Origin of the sequence: Acinetobacter sp. YH16052, assembly GCF_013417155.1 — a bacterium.
Classification (GTDB): domain Bacteria; phylum Pseudomonadota; class Gammaproteobacteria; order Pseudomonadales; family Moraxellaceae; genus Acinetobacter.
On the sequence record NZ_VPEO01000001.1, the window covers coordinates 184,823 to 202,830 of the forward strand.

Annotated in this window: 17 protein-coding genes; 13 read left to right on the forward strand and 4 right to left on the reverse strand. The window is 43.5% G+C overall.

The genetic code is table 11. The features are described 5' to 3' along the window. Nucleotides 1-196 precede the first annotated feature (196 nt). From FTV42_RS00875 to FTV42_RS00905, 7 genes are all read left to right on the forward strand, one after another. Nucleotides 197-1,600 (forward strand): amino acid permease, encoded by a 1,404-nt coding sequence (locus FTV42_RS00875; RefSeq protein WP_004731814.1) that lies wholly within the window; start codon nucleotides 197-199, stop codon nucleotides 1,598-1,600. Between the two features lie 132 nt (nucleotides 1,601-1,732). After that, nucleotides 1,733-1,966 (forward strand): lipoprotein, encoded by a 234-nt coding sequence (locus FTV42_RS00880; protein WP_180037178.1) that lies wholly within the window; start codon nucleotides 1,733-1,735, stop codon nucleotides 1,964-1,966. A gap of 24 nt (nucleotides 1,967-1,990) precedes the next feature. Further along, on the forward strand, nucleotides 1,991-3,235 hold the full coding sequence (gene lysA, locus FTV42_RS00885; RefSeq protein WP_180037129.1) for a diaminopimelate decarboxylase: 1,245 nt from the start codon (nucleotides 1,991-1,993) through the stop codon (nucleotides 3,233-3,235). Between the two features lie 12 nt (nucleotides 3,236-3,247). Beyond that, nucleotides 3,248-4,093, forward strand: coding sequence for a diaminopimelate epimerase (gene dapF / locus FTV42_RS00890; RefSeq protein WP_004645716.1), 846 nt, complete (start codon nucleotides 3,248-3,250; stop codon nucleotides 4,091-4,093). Between the two features lie 87 nt (nucleotides 4,094-4,180). Further along, nucleotides 4,181-4,786: an alpha/beta fold hydrolase gene (locus FTV42_RS00895; RefSeq protein WP_180037130.1), complete on the forward strand. Its 606-nt coding sequence runs from the start codon at nucleotides 4,181-4,183 to the stop codon at nucleotides 4,784-4,786. Further along, on the forward strand, nucleotides 4,787-5,722 hold the full coding sequence (xerA, locus tag FTV42_RS00900) for a site-specific tyrosine recombinase/integron integrase (RefSeq protein WP_005252485.1): 936 nt from the start codon (nucleotides 4,787-4,789) through the stop codon (nucleotides 5,720-5,722). It begins immediately after the preceding gene. A gap of 231 nt (nucleotides 5,723-5,953) precedes the next feature. After that, the gene (locus FTV42_RS00905) at nucleotides 5,954-6,337 is read left to right on the forward strand and encodes a hypothetical protein (RefSeq protein WP_180037131.1); all 384 of its coding nucleotides are present in this window, start codon (nucleotides 5,954-5,956) and stop codon (nucleotides 6,335-6,337) included. 210 nt (nucleotides 6,338-6,547) lie between these two features. Here FTV42_RS00905 and FTV42_RS00910 read toward each other — a convergent pair whose 3' ends face one another. Beyond that, nucleotides 6,548-7,042, reverse strand: coding sequence for an Lrp/AsnC family transcriptional regulator (locus FTV42_RS00910; RefSeq protein ID WP_004645712.1), 495 nt, complete (start codon nucleotides 7,040-7,042; stop codon nucleotides 6,548-6,550). Nucleotides 7,043-7,154: 112 nt separating this feature from the next. Here FTV42_RS00910 and FTV42_RS00915 point away from each other — a divergent pair, with 112 nt between their 5' ends. From FTV42_RS00915 to FTV42_RS00940, 6 genes are all read left to right on the forward strand, one after another. Beyond that, nucleotides 7,155-7,760: a LysE family translocator gene (locus tag FTV42_RS00915; protein WP_005252483.1), complete on the forward strand. Its 606-nt coding sequence runs from the start codon at nucleotides 7,155-7,157 to the stop codon at nucleotides 7,758-7,760. Nucleotides 7,761-8,284: 524 nt separating this feature from the next. After that, nucleotides 8,285-9,037, forward strand: a complete 753-nt coding sequence (locus FTV42_RS00920) for an electron transfer flavoprotein subunit beta/FixA family protein (protein WP_004731799.1) — start codon at nucleotides 8,285-8,287, stop codon at nucleotides 9,035-9,037. A gap of 18 nt (nucleotides 9,038-9,055) precedes the next feature. Then, a complete protein-coding gene (locus tag FTV42_RS00925; protein ID WP_004280494.1) occupies nucleotides 9,056-9,988 on the forward strand; it encodes an FAD-binding protein in 933 nt (310 codons plus the stop codon). Between the two features lie 179 nt (nucleotides 9,989-10,167). Then, nucleotides 10,168-10,827 (forward strand): hypothetical protein, encoded by a 660-nt coding sequence (locus tag FTV42_RS00930; protein WP_180037132.1) that lies wholly within the window; start codon nucleotides 10,168-10,170, stop codon nucleotides 10,825-10,827. 320 nt (nucleotides 10,828-11,147) lie between these two features. Beyond that, a complete protein-coding gene (gene gyrA / locus FTV42_RS00935; protein WP_180037133.1) occupies nucleotides 11,148-14,129 on the forward strand; it encodes a DNA gyrase subunit A in 2,982 nt (993 codons plus the stop codon). A gap of 68 nt (nucleotides 14,130-14,197) precedes the next feature. After that, complete coding sequence (locus tag FTV42_RS00940; protein WP_148334288.1) at nucleotides 14,198-14,623, forward strand: DUF3887 domain-containing protein; 426 nt, start codon at nucleotides 14,198-14,200, stop codon at nucleotides 14,621-14,623. A 27-nt stretch (nucleotides 14,624-14,650) separates the two neighbouring features. On the opposite strand, the gene FTV42_RS00945 is transcribed toward FTV42_RS00940, so the two are convergent. Genes FTV42_RS00945 through FTV42_RS00955 form a run of 3 tightly spaced genes read right to left on the reverse strand, consistent with a single transcriptional unit; the run spans nucleotide 14,651 to nucleotide 18,008 of the window. Then, on the reverse strand, nucleotides 14,651-15,751 hold the full coding sequence (locus tag FTV42_RS00945; RefSeq protein ID WP_180037134.1) for an ABC transporter permease: 1,101 nt from the start codon (nucleotides 15,749-15,751) through the stop codon (nucleotides 14,651-14,653). After that, complete coding sequence (locus FTV42_RS00950; RefSeq protein WP_180037135.1) at nucleotides 15,748-16,878, reverse strand: ABC transporter permease; 1,131 nt, start codon at nucleotides 16,876-16,878, stop codon at nucleotides 15,748-15,750. Before FTV42_RS00950 ends, FTV42_RS00945 begins: the two co-directional genes overlap by 4 nt. Further along, a complete protein-coding gene (locus tag FTV42_RS00955; protein ID WP_180037136.1) occupies nucleotides 16,878-18,008 on the reverse strand; it encodes an HlyD family secretion protein in 1,131 nt (376 codons plus the stop codon). Before FTV42_RS00955 ends, FTV42_RS00950 begins: the two co-directional genes overlap by 1 nt.

The window sequence follows — 18,008 nt, forward strand, 5'->3', positions numbered from 1 at the left end:
TTTTAAAAATTTGACAAGAAATTACTGGAATATCGCAGGTCAAAAATAAAGCAGAAGTGTAACCGTAGAGCGATATAAGAAAAATAAATTAACTTCTTCAATTAATCAGGAAATACAAATGATGCAAATTTTATTTTTGTATTCAGCATTTTTTACGTTAATTTGTCGCGAGTAAAACTCAAAGTTGTAATTAATAATGTCAGAAAAATATAACAATTCGTCGGCAGAGCACGGTGAATTAAAGCGGAGTTTGTCCAATCGGCACCTACAGTTAATTGCCATTGGGGGCGCCATCGGAACCGGCCTGTTTATGGGTTCGGGTAAAACCATCAGTCTCGCAGGTCCTTCGATTCTGGTGATCTATATGATCATCGGTTTTATGGTCTTTCTGGTGATGCGTGCATTGGGTGAGTTGTTGCTCTCCAATTTACAATATAAATCATTTATTGATTTTGCCACGGATCTGATCGGGCCTTGGGCCGGATACTTTGTCGGCTGGACCTACTGGCTGTGCTGGATCACCATCGGGATCGCAGATCTGTCAGCCATTATTTACTATCTGCAATTCTTCAATAATGGCTTGCCCTTTAGCCCTGAAGAAGGCGTCATGATCAGTGTTGCCGCGATTGTGTTTATCATGGGGCTGAATCTGGTCACGGTAAAACTGTTTGGTGAAATGGAATTCTGGTTTGCCCTGGTCAAAATTATCGCCATTGTGGTGCTGATTGCTGTTGGTCTGTGGATGGTGTTTACTGGCTTTACCAATGATGTTGGTACGGTCGCATCCTTTAGTCATATCTGGGAGCATGGCGGTTTGTTCCCAACGGGTGCCATGGGCTTCCTGGCCGGTTTCCAGATTGCCATCTTTGCCTTTGTGGGGGTGGAACTGGTGGGGACTACCGCGGCTGAAACCAAAGATCCGGAAAAGAACCTGCCAAAAGCGGTGAACTCTATTCCGATCCGTATCATTATTTTCTATGTATTGGCACTGCTCATTGTGATGTCAGTAACTCCATGGAACCAGATTGACCCGAATGTTTCGCCCTTTGTAAACCTGTTCAGTCAGGCTGGCATTGCAGCGGCTGCGATTATCATGAACCTGGTGGTATTGTCCTCGGTGATGTCATCGATGAACAGTGGCGTATTCTCGACCAGCCGTATGCTGTTTGGCCTGTCGCGTGAAGAGCAGGCACCGGTTGCCTTTGGTCGCTTGAACCGTCGCGCAGTGCCTGCAAATGCCCTGTATTTTTCTGCCGTGTGTTTGTTGCTGGGAGCAGCACTCCAGTATTTTGTTCCGGATACAGTTCGGGCCTTTACCTTGGCAACGACTTTATCTACGATTCTGTTTATCTGTGTCTGGATCATCATTATCTGGAGCTATATCGTGTATTACAAAACACGACCAGAGCTGCATGCCAAATCGACCTTTAAATTACCAGGTGGTTTAGTGACCTGTTGGATCGTGATTATCTTCTTCCTGAGCATGATCGTGGTCTTAGCACTGGAAGAGGATACTCGCCAGGCACTGATGATCAGTCCGATCTGGTTTATCCTGCTAATCATTGGCTATTTTGGTTTCTATAAACAGAAACATAAATAAACCTTATCAATAAAAACGTCAGCGATCTGCTGGCGTTTTTTTTTGTCTAAAGATACTCTCTAGCGTTTAACGCTTGGGTCATGCCGAATGATCGCGTTATACTTCATCGAAACTATTACATTAGGTGGTCAGATGCGCCAAGTCATTTGCTACATCAGTATCTTAGCGACAGGTCTTGCTCTTGCAGGTTGTGGACAGTCAGGTGCTTTGCACTTGCCGAATGATCCGAATTACGACAAGCGTGCCAAGTATCTGTTATATAAAAATACTGAAGCTGAGCCTAAAGTGCCCGATGAACAACGCGAGGCACCTGTGCAACAACAGTTCGCTGCACCTACCGATTCAGACCTTAGAACCACACCATAACGCTTTCACAGAAAGGATACCTTCATGAGTTTCACCCGCATTAATGGGGTATTGCACGCTGAGCAATGTTCATTACAACAGCTCGCGGAGCAATTTGGCACACCACTCTATGTTTATTCTAAAGCCACTTTGGAAAAGCATTTTCTGGATATGGATCGTGCTTTTAACTTTATCGATCATCAAATCTGTTTTGCGGTAAAGTCCAACTCTAATCTTGCGGTATTGAATGTATTGGCCAAACAGGGTGCCGGTTTTGATATTGTGACCGGTGGTGAACTGGCACGTGTGCTGAAAGCCGGCGGTGATGCATCGAAAATCGTATTCTCAGGCCTGGGCAAATCTGAAGCAGATATCAAGAAAGCTTTAGAAGTCGGGATTGCCTGCTTTAATGTCGAGTCTTATGCCGAGCTGGATCGTATCCAGAAAGTTGCGGCTGAACTGAATGTCAAAGCACCGATTTCTTTGCGTGTTAATCCGGACGTGGATGCCAAAACCCATCCTTATATTTCAACCGGCTTAAAAGAAAACAAATTCGGTATTCCATCAGATAGCGTGTTTGAAACCTATCAATATACAGCATCATTGCCAAATCTGGATGTGGTCGGGATTGACTGCCATATCGGTTCACAGCTGACTGAAACCCAGCCATTTGTGGATGCACTGGATCGTGTCATCGTGATGATTGACCAGTTGAAAGAACTCGGGATCAACCTTAAACACATCGATATCGGTGGTGGTTTAGGCGTGACCTATAAAGATGAGACTCCGCCATCGGTTGAAGAATATGCCAATGCGCTACGTCCAGCTTTAGAAAAATTGGGCTTGAAAGTGTATATGGAACCGGGACGTAGTATCTCTGCCAATGCAGGTGTGCTGCTGACTAAAGTGGATCTATTAAAACCAACGAATCACCGTAATTTCGCGATTATTGATGCTGCGATGAATGACCTGATTCGTCCTGCTTTATATGAAGCATGGATGGATATTCAATCTGTTACACCTCGTACCGATGTCGAAATGAAAGAATGGGATGTGGTGGGTGCAATTTGTGAAACTGGTGATTTTCTGGGTAAAGAGCGTGAGCTTGCGATCAAGGAAAATGATGTGCTGGCTGTGCTGGGCGCAGGTGCATACGGTTTTGTGATGAGTTCAAATTACAACAGCCGTGGACGTGCTGCTGAGGTAATGGTCGATGCTGATCAGGCACATTTGATTCGTGAACGTGAAACGATTGAATCACTCTGGGAACGTGAGCGTTTATTGCCTTAAGGATAAATCAGGATGTTATTAGAATTTACCAAGATGCATGGTCTGGGCAATGACTTTATGGTGGTTGACCTGATCAGCCAGCGTGCTTATCTGGATACTTTGACCATTCAGCGTTTGGCCAACCGTAACTTCGGCATTGGTTTTGATCAACTCTTGGTGGTTGAGCCACCCGATGTACCAAGTGCAGACTTTAAATACCGGATTTTTAATGCCGATGGTTCGGAAGTGGAGCAATGTGGCAATGGCGTGCGCTGTTTTGCCAAATTTGTACATGATCGTCAGCTCACGACCAAAACCAAAATCAAGGTACAAACCAAATCTGGTATTGTAGAGCCGGAATTGGGTGCGAATGGTTGGGTACGGGTCAATATGGGTTATCCAAAATTTTTGCCTCAGGAAATTCCATTTGTAGCTGATGCGCCGGAGAGCCTGTATGACATCGATCTTGCTGGCGGTGAAAAGCTGACCATTGATGTGGTCAATATGGGGAATCCACATGCGGTGACAATTGTACCGGATGTGATCGCTGCTGATGTCGCACGTATTGGTCCACAAGTTGAATCACATGCGCGCTTCCCGGCACGAGTCAATGCTGGCTTTATGCAGATTATTGATGAAAAACATGCACGTTTACGTGTGTACGAGCGTGGTGTAGGCGAGACCTTAGCTTGTGGTACAGGTGCCTGTGCTGCCGCAATTTCAGGTATGCGCCGTGGTCTGCTGTCGAGCAAAGTGGAAGTTGAACTGGCAGGCGGCAAGCTGCAAATTGAATGGAAAGAAGGTGATGTGGTCTGGATGACCGGACCAACGGCGACCGTGTATGAAGGACGTCTGGATTTACGTTATTTCCAAGGTTAAGCTTGGTTCCGCTTGAGAAAAAAGCACTGTCTGATCGATGGTGCTTTTTTTATGCTAGGATGGGAAAAACCGTAGAATTTGAATGAGATGAATACGCTTGTTTTCCTGCCGGGTGCTTCAGGAAGCCAGCACTTTTGGCAGCCATTAAGGGCAGCATTAACCAAATATCCAGATCAGCAAGTCATTGCCTATCCGGGCTTTGATGGCGTAGCACCAAATTTGGCCATTCAAAACCTGTATGATCTGCAAGAATTCGTGAAAGAAAAAATTGAGGATGATTCCATTCTGATTGCCCAGTCTATGGGCGGTGTCTTGGCCGTTGGGTTGGCACTTAAGCATCCACAGAAAGTCAAAGGGCTGGTATTGTTGGCGACATCTGGTGGTCTGAATTTAAAAACTTTTCATTGTGCAGACTGGCGAACAGATTATCGTGAACATTTTAAAACAGCACCGGACTGGTTTGTACAAGACCAAACTGAATTTAGCCGCATTCAGCTTGAAAGTCTTGACATTCCGATCTTACTGATCTGGGGCGATCATGATCCTTTAAGTACTGTTCAGCTTGGACAATACTTGGCAGGAATTTTTAAAAATGCAAAATTGCATATTATCCAAGGTGGAGATCATTTCTTTGCCAATTCTCATGCAAATCAGGTTGCAATGCTGATTCAAGATTATTTGGAGCAACTCTAAATGGAGCAAGCAGTGATTGTCCCACCTCAACTCTTGCTTAACATGTGGCTGAAAGAACGTGAAATTCAAAACCAGTCCAAACATACCTTGCAAGCCTATGAACGTGATGTCTCAGATTTTTTAGAGTTTTGCCAGCGTGAGCAGCTCAATTTAAACGATGTAGAAGCCACCGATTTACGCCAGTTTCTGGCTGAAAAAGTGGAACAGCATCAGCTCAGTCCTAGCAGCCTGCAACGTATGCTTTCGGCTATTCGTCAGTTTATGAAATGGGCCGAGCAGGCTCAGCATATGGCTTTTAATCCGGCGGATGATTTTCAGTTAAAACGTCAATCGCGTCCTTTGCCGGGCATGGTGGATATTGAAACCGTCAACCAAATTATTGATCAGCCTGCGCCTGAAAATGAAATACAACAGCAAATGTGGCTCCGGGACAAAGCGATGTTAGAATTGCTTTATTCCAGTGGGCTGCGTCTGGCAGAACTGCAAAGCCTGAGAATTAAAGATATTGATTTCAACCGGCAGTTATTACGCATTACTGGTAAAGGCAATAAAACCCGGATAGTGCCTTTCGGTTCCAAGGCCAAAGACAGCGTGATGGCTTGGTTGCAAGTCTATCCCTTATGGAATGGCGATTTTGTACCGGAGGCGAATGTATTTATTACCCAGAAAGGCAATCCACTCGGTGCACGACAAATTGAAAATCGGGTCAAGTTTCAGGCGCAGCGCGCAGGCGTGAATGTAGATTTACATCCGCATTTGTTAAGACATTGTTTTGCGAGTCACATGTTATCGAATAGCCGGGACTTACGAGCCGTGCAGGAAATGCTGGGACACAGTAATTTAACCACCACGCAAATTTATACCCATGTTGATTTTGACCATCTGGCCCAGATTTATGATCAGGCCCATCCGCGTGCGCAGCATAAAGAAGATTGATCATGTGTCCAGTTTTAAAGAATAAAAATCATGAAAATTGTATTTTTGGCACAAAACTTTCATATATAAACCTTAAAATGGAATTGAACTGAACATTGGCGTTCGGGTAAGCATTTCACTATTGTCTTATTCGTTAAATGCGCCATTTCAGGTATAACAATAAATACTATTTAATATTTAAAATGAAATATTGCTGAGCAGCGTCTCAGCATTTGACCGATGGGAGGTGACATGGACACACTGGTAATTGCAGATATAGAGCAAAAATATGCACAGTTAAGTGAAGCTCAAAAAGAAATGTTTGCAGGTTATGGTCTGCGACAAATCAAACATTTTGTGGACATTAGCTTACCCAATCTTGAAGCGACTTTACCTGAAGGCGCCATCATTCAAGGCATTAATGCCGATGGGAAAGTTCAGGCCTTTAATGCGGCGACTATGCAATACTATTTATGGATTTCTGATTTGCAATGGCAATTGTCGAATCGTGCGACCCAAGCAGTCGATTTAAAAGAAGATGCGATTGCGATTTGGCAAATTTTTGAATTGGCAGACTATGAGCTGGTAGATTTAAGCCATGTACATCGTGATTTTTTAGCACAAGAAACTGAGTAAATTCTGAAGTATCCACACAGCATAATAATAAGATTCAGTCCTGTGGTTTGGCTTTGTTCACGAGGAAAAGGTTGTCTTCTATTATAGGCAACCTTTTTTATACGAGAACTTGCAATCTATGCGCTTGCAGCACAGGTTATGGTTTCAGCAAGCTACGATCATTCAAATCTTAAATTAAGAACATAGCTTCGTTATCTAAAATCAGTTTGCCTATAAATCTTCTAAAGGTAGCTGGAAACTCTGTTTAATAATCTGACTCGGTAAATCTGTTTTGACACTGGTAATACCATTTTTTTTGGTCAGATGGGTCGACTGGAATTTCCGGTAACTTTCCAGATCAGGCACCACAACTTTCAACATGGCATCGCTCTCTCCCAAAATGATGTAGCACTCCATCACTTGCGGCAATTCTTTCATCGCCTCAATAAAGGTATCAATGGTTTCGGCATCCTGACCGACCAGCCAGATGCGCGAAAATAAAATCAGCTGAAAACCAATTTTTTGTTGGTCGACAATAGTCGTGTAATTCTGAATGACGCCTGCATCTTCCAGTAATTTTACCCGGCGTAAACAGGACGAAGGTGAAAGTCCGATTTCACGTGCCAGATCATTATTCTGAATACGGCCATTGGCCTGTAAATGTCGAATGATATTTTTATCAATTCGATCAAGTTTTACCCGCACAGACTTGGTGGATATTTTCATAAATTAGAATAATATTCGAAAAATAATACTTATTATAAAATAAATTGAAAGCCAATTTTGTAAAAAATCGCAGATACTTATTTCACTTTCTGGAGTTTGAAAGGAAAAGGAAATGTCTGTATTTGTACTCTTTGCACTGACCGTGCTTCCCCTGATTTTTACGCCTGGACCCGATATGTTATTTATCCTGTCTCAAGTGATGGGTAAAGATGCAAAAGCAGGCATGATGGCAACCTTAGGGGTGTGTTGCGGTTATCTGGTGCATTCTATTCTGGTGGCACTCGGGATTGCGGCTATTATTGTCTCTTTTCCGGTGCTGTTTGAAACGATTCGCTGGCTCGGGATTGCTTATCTGCTGTATCTGGCCTTTGGTTTGCTCAAATCGGTATTCAGTAAAAACGCGCTGAACATTGAGAAAAAGACCTCAGCCAATCCGATTAAAAAAGGTTTTTTTACCGCACTGTTAAATCCGAAAGGCATGTTGATTTATTTTGCGATTTTGCCGCAGTTTATTGATAAATCGGCCAATACTGTCAGTCAAGGTTTGATTCTGTCCTTTATTTTTATCAGTCTGATTTTTGTGGTGTATTGTGGCTTAAGTATTTTATTCAGCAAAATCAGCCAGAAAACCCAAATGGATGAACGTAAACAAAAATGGGTGGATGGAACTTCTGGTGGTTTACTGGCACTTGCCGCAAGCTGGCTCATCATTAATTAATCTGGCTGCAAAAAAGCATACTGTTCGCAGTATGCTTTTTTTTATAATTGCGAAGATTTGAAATTAAATATTCACTTTGTCGGCGTAGAATTCAATGCGCTGGTTTATTATTTGGTCAATTTGTCTTTATATTAGGTTTAATTCGCTCTCAAAAAGAGTTCTGTCCAAAATGACAAAAGCTGACATACGTATATTCCGGCTGTTTTGCTTCAAGCTGCTTTAAATCAGTTTAAATTAAATGTCATCAATCAAAACTTCTGATGTGATTAATCAGATAAAAAAATAATATAAATCAATGGTTAAATTTTAAGTAAATATTGATACATTTCATTGTAATAAAACGATAACAATTAATTGTGAACGCATCGTTCAGGGAAAATTACGCATTTTTACACCTCTTTGTTGAATTGTGACTTGACCGAAATGCCGTACACATTGCAAGATAGGGCACCTAAAAAAATTTAAGTGAAGAGTTACACTAACTTTTCTCAACATTTACATTTGCTAAAACAGCCGAGGATTACATGAAGGCTCTTGTTGCTGTAAAACGTGTGGTTGATGCCAACGTTAAAGTTCGTGTTAAACCGGACAACAGTGGTGTTGACTTAACTAACGTTAAAATGTCAATTAATCCATTCTGTGAAATCGCAGTGGAAGAAGCGGTTCGTTTAAAAGAAAAAGGAACTGTTTCAGAAATCATTGTTGTTTCTATTGGTCCTAAAGAAGCCCAAGAACAAATCCGTTCTGCAATGGCGCTTGGTGCTGACCGCGGTATTCTGGTTGAAGCTGATGACAGCCAACTGGGTGCGCTGGAAATCGCTAAAATTCTTAAAGGCGTTGTTGACGCTGAACAACCACAATTGATCCTTCTGGGTAAGCAAGCAATTGATGATGACTCGAATCAGGTTGGTCAGATGCTTGGCGCTCTAATGGGTGCGGGTCAAGGTACATTCGCTTCTGAAGTGAAAGTAGATGGCGACAAAGTACAAGTAACACGTGAAGTAGACGGCGGTTTACAAACTGTTGAACTGACACTTCCAGCAATCATTACCACTGACTTGCGTTTGAACGAGCCTCGTTATGCGGCACTTCCAAACATCATGAAAGCGCGTAAAAAACCGCTTGATACCAAGTCACCTGCAGATTTCGGTGTAAACCCTGCAACTAAACTGAAAACAGTGAAAGTTGAATCACCTGCAGAGCGTAAAGCTGGCGTACAAGTGAAGTCTGTAGACGAGCTTGTAGAAAAATTGAAAAACGAAGCGAAAGTGATCTAATACAGAAGGATAAAAATCATGAGTATTTTAGTTATCGCTGAGCACGACAACAAAGCATTAAACGCTGCTACTTTAAACGTTGTTGCTGCAGCGCAAAAAATCGGTGGTGATATCACTGTATTGGTTGCTGGTTCTGGCGCTCAGGCAGTTGCTGACCAAGCGGCTAAAGTTGCGGGTGTAAGCAAAGTATTACTTGCTGATGACGCTGCTTATGCAAACCAATTGGCTGAAAACGTGGCTAAACTTGTTGCTGAATTAGGTAAAGGCTATACACATATCCTTGCTGCTTCTACAACAACTGGTAAAAACATTTTGCCACGTGCAGCTGCGCTTCTTGACGTAAGCATGATCACTGACATCATTGCGGTAGATGGTCCTAAGACTTTCAAACGTCCGATCTATGCAGGTAACGCAATTGCAACTGTAGAATCAGGCGAAAACATCGTATTGGCGACTGTTCGTGGTACAGCATTTGATGCTGTAGCTGCTGAGGGCGGTTCTGCTGCTGTTGAAGCTGCTGCGTCTACGGGTGATGCGGGTATTTCTAAGTTTATCAACGAAGAAATCGTAAAATCTGAACGTCCTGAACTGACAGCTGCGCGTATTGTGGTTTCTGGTGGTCGTGGTGTAGGTTCTGGTGAGAACTATCACAAGATCCTTGATCCATTGGCCGACAAGCTTGGTGCTGCTCAAGGTGCATCACGTGCTGCGGTAGATGCTGGCTTCGTACCAAACGATATGCAAGTGGGTCAAACTGGTAAAATCGTTGCACCTGACCTGTACATCGCTGTAGGTATCTCTGGTGCGATTCAGCATTTGGCTGGTATGAAAGAATCTAAAGTGATCGTTGCGATCAACAAAGATGAAGAAGCGCCAATCAATGCAGTCGCTGACTACTGGTTAGTCGGTGACCTGAACACTGTAATTCCAGAATTGGTTTCTAAAATCTAATTTCTGAATCGGGTTCAAAATACGCTCTTGTGCAAGCAGTGAAAGCAATGCTTTACTGTTTTGTCCAAGGGCGTTTTTTTATGCAAAAATTTTAAAAATACTCTACAGTCGAAACTAGAGTATTTCATTTGCATGAAAAGTGATAAAATTCCGGTTTGGTTTTTCTCCTGTTTTTAATCATGTCCTTTTCCAAAGCCGCCCATATCCTGTTCATTAGTTTTCTGCTGATTGCGCTTTATCTGGGTATTTGCATTCATACTGCCCTGAATGCACCGCCTGCGGTGACTCAGTATTTATTTAGTGAATCAGGCGCTTTTGAAGTCATGAGTCCATGGTTATGGTACTTGCTGGCAGTGCTGTGTTTGCTCAATGTTGAAATCAAACCTAATACCCGAGTGTTTACGGCTATAGCAGCGACATTGTTGGGATTGCGGGAAATGGATTTTCATAAGCAGGTGTTTGAAATGAGTTTTATTAAAACTAATTTCTATCGCAGTGCTGAAATTCCGCTCATGGATAAGCTGCTCGGATTTATTTTATTGCTCGGGATTATTTTTGTCTTTCTGGTACTGGCGAAAAAATTGGTTCAAACCATACGAAGCATGAAATATTCTTTGAATATTGCACATTTTTTTATCTTCCTCACCATTGCCTGTGGCGGACTGAGCAAGGTGCTGGATCGCACGACCTCAACCCTGAAAGAAGAATTCGGCATCCAGTTGGTGCCACATACTCAAATCATGATTATGACCATTGAGGAAGGGGTAGAAATGTTATTGCCAGTTTTATTGATTGTGGCCGTGCTGAGCTATCGTAAAGTACTGAACCAGGCACAATAAAAATATAGAAAAAACGATGAAGATGCGCCAGTTGATTAGCGCATTTTGTTTTTGTACTCCTGTATTTTTCAAAATTTTGGGTATTGAAAAATCCTGTCTGGATGCGCTGATTTTCGGTTTTGAAATAACAAGAAAATGATCACTAAAATGAAGATAATTAACAAGGTTAAGCTGAATATTTCGACACAAAAATACAAGTGTTTATGCTATAATTTAGGGCTGTATTTTAGTTTTTAACTCAGTCGTTTGAGTTAATGATTTTGCTAGTTTTACGACATATAAATACAAGCCAAAATTGGCTTGTAGAATAAGGAGTATGCATGAGCGTATCGGAAATTAGACCGATTGCCATTGAGGATGAACTTAAAAGCTCATATCTCGATTATGCGATGAGCGTGATTGTGTCACGTGCATTGCCCGATGTACGAGATGGTTTAAAACCTGTTCATCGTCGTGTGCTTTTCGCAATGCACGAATTAGGCAATGACTATAACAAAGCTTATAAAAAGTCTGCACGTGTAGTCGGTGACGTGATTGGTAAATATCACCCGCATGGTGATTTTGCCGTATACGAAACCATTGTACGTATGGCGCAAGATTTCAGCTTGCGTTACCAATTGGTTGATGGTCAAGGTAACTTCGGTTCGGTCGATGGCGACAGCGCAGCAGCCATGCGTTATACCGAAGTGCGTATGCGTAAACTGACCCACGAACTGTTAGCGGATCTTGAAAAAGATACCGTCGAGTGGGAAGACAACTATGATGGCTCTGAGCGTATTCCTCAAGTCATGCCAACCCGTGTTCCGAACTTATTGATTAATGGTGTCACTGGTATTGCAGTTGGTATGGCGACCAATATGGCGCCGCATAACATGACTGAAGTTGTGAATGCGTGTCTGGCCTATGCCAATGATCCTCAAATCAGCATTGAAGGATTGATGGAACATATTTCTGGTCCGGATTTCCCGACAGGCGGCATCATTTACGGTAAATCAGGTATCGTCGATGCATACCGTACCGGTAAGGGCCGTTTGCATATCCGTGGTAAATACCATTTCGAAGAAGATCCGAAGAATGGCCGTACCACGATTGTCTTCACTGAAATTCCATATCAGGTCAATAAAGCAAAAACCATTGAGCGTATTGCAGAACTGGTTAAAGAGAAAAAACTGGAAGGCATTTCAGAGCTTCGTGATGAGTCTGACAAAGACGGTATGCGTATCGCGATTGACCTGAAGCGTGGTGAAAACGCTGAAGTGATCGTGAACAACCTGTTCCAGAACACGCAACTTGAAAACTCTTTCAGCATCAATATGGTTTGCCTGGACAATGGCCAACCAAAATTGATGAACCTGAAAGACATCATTGCCGCGTTTATCCGTCACCGTCAGGAAGTAGTCACGCGTCGTACCATGTTCGAATTACGCAAAGCGCGTGAACGTGGTCATATCTTGGAAGGTTTAACCGTTGCTCTGGCAAATATTGATGCCATCATCGAAACCATCAAGAGTTCTGCAAATCCGGCTGAAGCGCGTGAGCGTTTGCAGGCAGGTGAGTGGGCAGGTGGCGGTGTTTTGGCCTTGTTGGAAAAAGCCGGTTCAGTTTCTGTGCGTCCGGATGAGATTGAAGGTGAAGACCCAAGTCGCCCATTTGGTTTGGATGGCGAGATTTATCGTTTGTCACCAACCCAAGTGAATGCAATTATGGAACTTCGCTTGCATCGTTTAACTGGTCTGGAACAAGACAAGTTACATGCTGAATATAGTGAAATCCTGTCACAAATTGCTGAACTGACTGCAATTTTGAATGACTTTAATCTGTTGATGAATGTCATTCGTGAAGAGCTGGCATTAATTCTTCAGCAGTATGGCGATGCACGTAAAACGTCGATTGTCGAGTCACGTATCGATTTCTCTCGTGAAGATCTGATTCCTGAAGAGCAAATGGTGCTGACGGTATCGAAATCAGGTTATGCGAAAACTCAACCATTGTCTGACTACGCTGCACAGCGTCGTGGTGGCCGTGGTAAGTCTGCGACCAGCATGAAAGAAGATGATTACATTCAACATCTGATTGTGACGTCAAGTCATGCGACAGTACTTTGCTTTACCAACGTTGGTAAGGTCTATCGTCTGAAAGTGTATGAAGTGCCACAAGCCTCACGTGGTGCCAAAGGTCGCCCAATGGTGAACTTGTTGCCGCTGGATGAAAACGAGACCATTACCGCGATCTTGCCGGTGATCGATGCGCCGAAGAAATTCAAAGAACGTCTGGCTGACTTCAAGGCATTTGTAAAAGCCAATGCAGCGCAGTTGCAAAGCAATGAAGTGATCAATGCTCATTTTGCCGAGCTTGAAGCAGCGCTGACAGAATCTGAAGATGGTGCAGATGATATTTCTGATGCATTGCGTATTCAATTGAAACAGTTGGGCTTGGAGCTTTCTGCAACAGATCTTGATGATGACATCATCAATGACTTTGCTCAGCAGGCTGAAGCGGTACGTAAAAACTTCTATGTGTTTATGGCGACTGAATACGGTACGATTAAACGTGTAGAGCTTGAACAGTTCTCGAATGTTCGTTCAAACGGTTTACGTGCGATTGAGCTGAATGGCGATGACACCCTGATTGGTGTAGCGATTACCGACGGCGAACAGCAAATCATGTTGTTCTCGAACGAAGGTAAAGCCATTCGCTTCGCAGAGACTGATGTACGTTCAATGGGCCGTTCTGCCAAAGGTGTACGTGGTATGCGCGTGACTATTGGTGCAGCTGCACAGCTAGAAGAAAATGATGAAACTGAGATCGAGTCTGATGACGAAGATGGTTCAGATTCAGCATTGATTAGCCGAATCGTATCACTGGTTGTTGTACCTGAAACTGGCGAAGTACTGTGTGCATCTGAAAATGGTTATGGTAAACGTACTCCAGTAGATGATTTCCCGACCAAGAAACGTGGCGGTAAGGGCGTGATTGCGATCAAGACCTCTGAACGTAACGGTCAATTGGTGGGCGCTGTTGCCATCGATGCTTCTAAAGAACTGATGCTAATCTCTGATGGCGGTACGCTGGTTCGTACCCGTGCATCTGAAGTAGCGCAAACCGGTCGTAACGCACAGGGTGTTCGTCTGATCCGCCTAGGTAATGAGGAATTGCTGGTTGGTGTCGTTTCAATCGAAGCGGTTGAAGAAGATGAGTTTGTTGAAGCGATTGAAGGTGCAGAATCTTTAGTAGCAGAAACAGATGTAGCAGCTGAAACTGAGCAAGTTGCAAAAGATGGTGAAAATTCAGTAGAAGAATAAGTTTTTTACTGATAAAAAGGGCGCTTCGGCGTCCTTTTTTATAAACCTTGACTGCATAAGGGTAAGCGATGAAAACCAAATTAATGTTGTTGGCAGCAGCGGTTGCATTGACTGGCTGTAATTCAATGGACAATATTCCGAATCCGAGTCCTGAACAGGAAAAGGCGGCACAGCTGGCTTATGAGGATTTGCGTGACGGGAAATATGAGGAATTTCTGGATCAGTTAGAACCGCAGTTGCAAACCCAGTTTAAGGATAATGAAAAGCTGATGAAACGCTTTTCACGTTCAATTCCTCAAGGTGAATACAAGTCTAAGACTTTAATGACCAAAGAGATTGAAGAAGCAATCAATCAGCCTGGACAATATAAGGTCAGTTATGAAATTGCCTATCCGGAGAATCTGGTTCAGTATGATGTGAGTTTTGATAAGCCGAATGGTAGCAACAAGATTCGTAATTTCAATATTCAGGTCTTTGGCGAGTCAAATAAATAAGTGGAATAGGAGCATTACTATAATGCTCTATCTGCTTTGATGACTAGAAATTAAACGTCGATAAGCCAGGAAAAAGCACAAGCTGCCGATCATTCCAAGATAAAGCAATTTAGGCAAGACCAGTGCGGTAGGTACACCCATCTGATTGAGTTGAATAAACATCTGCACAATTTGGGTGGAAGGCAGGATTTCACCAATGACTTGCATCCAGATGGGCATGGCAGCATGTGGCCAGGCCGCACCAGATAAAAAGAACAGTGGAATGGAAGTGAATACAATCACATGACCCGCACGTTCTGGCAGATCCAGAAAACTGGCAAATAGGCAGGTCATGCCAATTATCGTGTAGATAAAAACCGGAACAGCCAGTAGCATCCCGAACAGGTTGCCACCGCGCGGATAATCAAACAGCCAGAAGCTGAAACCGAATAAATAGAAACATCCCAGACAGCCAATAGTAAAGACTGCTAAACCCATACCAATGAACGCATTTGCGTTTAATTCTACTTTTCTTTCCCGATATACCAAAATCAGCATACTCAAACCCAAAAGAATGGTTTGGTGGATAATTAAGGGTGCAACCGCAGGAAAGACATAACTGCCATAGCCGGACAGTGGATTAAATAAAGGAATTTGATGCACAGAAAGGGCTGGTGAAAAATCCGAGACCTTGCTAAAGCGTTCAGTATAGTCTGCCAAAGTTTGCTCAACTGATGTGGCTAAGCCCAGACCAATTTGTTTGGTCACTAAAAAGTTGGCTGTACTTAAATACAGGCCAATGCCACCTGTTTCACCATGCCTTAAGCTTTGCGATAAATTGTCCGGCAGCAGTAAAATGCCATCGGCTTTTTGTGACTCCACCCATTGTTTGGCTTCGGCGAAATTGCCGGTAATTGCCTGAATTTCCACATTGGGGCTTTGTGCCACCTGACCAATAATACGGGTGCTTAAGTTACTTTGTTCTTCATCGACAATAATAATCGGTAAGGCTTCAGCCTGCTGTGCCTGATAAGCGGTTGGATAAAAAAAGCTGTAAAATAAGACGGATAGAATAAGCGTGGTAAAGATCGTGCCGTGACTGAAAATATCCTTGAAGCTTTGTAGATAGTAAAACCAGAGGGATTTCATTGGACTGCTCCTTTAGCTATTTTTTTCAGAAACAGATAAGCCAGCAGAGCGTAGACTAGGGCATAGATCAGCAGCATTAATCCAGCTTGCAGTGAAATATGCAATGGACTACCAATCACCCATTGTTCAGTTTCTAATTTGGCATAGGGCGTGAACGGAATAATATTGGACCAAAACTGGGTGAATAGGGGCGCATTATTTAAAGGTAAAGTCACACCGGCAAAACTTAAAGATGAACCACCATAGACCGCAATGATGCCAAAAGATTTACTTAAATCTTTGGTTGCCAGAACCACTGCACTGCTTAAAAATGCATAAGCGCTATATAGCAGAAATTGTGCCGATAGAATCAGAGCGAGCGAGCCGGCGACAAACCAGCCGCGAATTTCAATCAGCCAGAACATCCAGACCCAGGTCCATAGACTAAAAATAGCCACATAGACCATGTTCTTAGACAGTAATGCCATCCAGATGGACGAGTTGCTGATCCAGCTTGTTAAGGTCTGCCGCTTCAGTTCCTGACCGACGGAAAATGCTACACAACAACACAGCAGTAAATGCAGAATTGCCGGAATGACATAGAGTTCCAGATAGAGTTCATAATTCAGTTGCGGATTATACAGCGGTGATATTTTGATATGCGGTGACGGTGCTTCGAGAGAGGGTAGCCGGTTGCCCAGATATTGCTCTCCGCTAAATTCAGCCAGTGCTTGCAGGGTACTGACCAGCATGGCAGAGGAGATGGTATTTCCGATACTGAAATAACTCTGGTTAAAGGCAATACTGATGTCAGCATCCTGGGCACGAACCAGACGTTGCTCAGCACCGCTGGGAATATGGATATAACCCCAAATTTTATTTTGATTTAGCAGGCGCTCAATCTCAGCTGTTTGCTCCGACACTGTAGCAATTTTAAGAGTATGATTCAGCGCCACATGTTGATAAATGCTTTGACTCAGCGCACTCTGGTCTTGATCAATAATTGCAATCGGTAAATGATCCGGTTTCCCTTGAGCAAACATGCTGCTGAATAAAATAATCACCAGTGCAGGTGCGAGCGTGACCAGACACAGATCCCATTTTTCGCGGAGCAGATAGCGCAGTTCGCGCCATATACCCGTCCACATTATCGGGTCTCTTTCAGTTTAAATAACACGCTCATCCCAACTTTCAGTTCAGGAATCGCTGGTGTGGGCACAAGATGCAGCTTAAAACTTCGCACATCATAACCGCCGGTTTGGCGTGTGGTCTTAATGGTGGCAAATTCACCTTCAGCACTGATCTGCTTGATTTTAAAAGTGGCGGTTTTATCTAGGGCGGGAATATAACCTTCAATACTGCTCATTTTCTGAAACGGGGCATATTGGTCTTCACGAATATTCAGGCTCACCCACATTTGATCTTCAATCAGGCTGACCACAGGGACTGCGGTGGCTACCAGCTCCGAGACTTTGCCATAGGTTTTAGACACCGTTCCGTTTACAGGTGCTACTAATTGGGTTTCTGCTTCTAAAGCATTGGCTTCATCCAGCGCAGCCTGGGCAATATCTACCTGTGCATCGGCAGAACTCTTTTGCTGCGAGGTGCTGCCACGTTTGGCACGTGCGTATTGCTGATACGCTGCTTCTGTCATTTGTGCCGCTGATTGACTGGCTGCATACAATTCATCACGGCGCTGGCGTGAAATCACACCTTCCTTAAATAAATTTGCACCACGCTCATAAGAAACTTTGGCTAAATTTTGCTGTGCTTTCAGCGATTGCCAGTTGGCATACAGGCTCGCGATATTTTCTTCTTGCGAGCCACGTTCAGCAGTCGATTGTAAGGCCAGCGCAGATTGTAAAGCCGCTGCGGCTTGCTGTTTTTTGGCCTGAATTTCCGGGCTGTTTAAGCGCACCAGTACATCGCCTTTTTTGACCCGCTGACCTTCTTCTACATAAATTTCTTCAATACGGCTTGGCACTTTGGTCGCCACCTGAACTGTTTCAGCTTCTACACGACCCTGCAATTCCAGCGGAGCCGGTTGGTAGCTTTTCCATAATCCAAAAGCGATGACTGCCAACAGAACTGGAATCAGGGCGAGCAATAAATATTTTTTCTTTTTAGCGATTTCAGGAGCTTGTTCATGCTCGGTCGAAGTCGCCGCGTTATTTTCTATTTCAGTTTTTGCTTCTAGCTGTTGCGCAGGAGATTTTTCTGTATCGCTGGATGAAGTCGCTTCATTCACAGGATCATTGGGTTTTTGATCTTCGTTCAT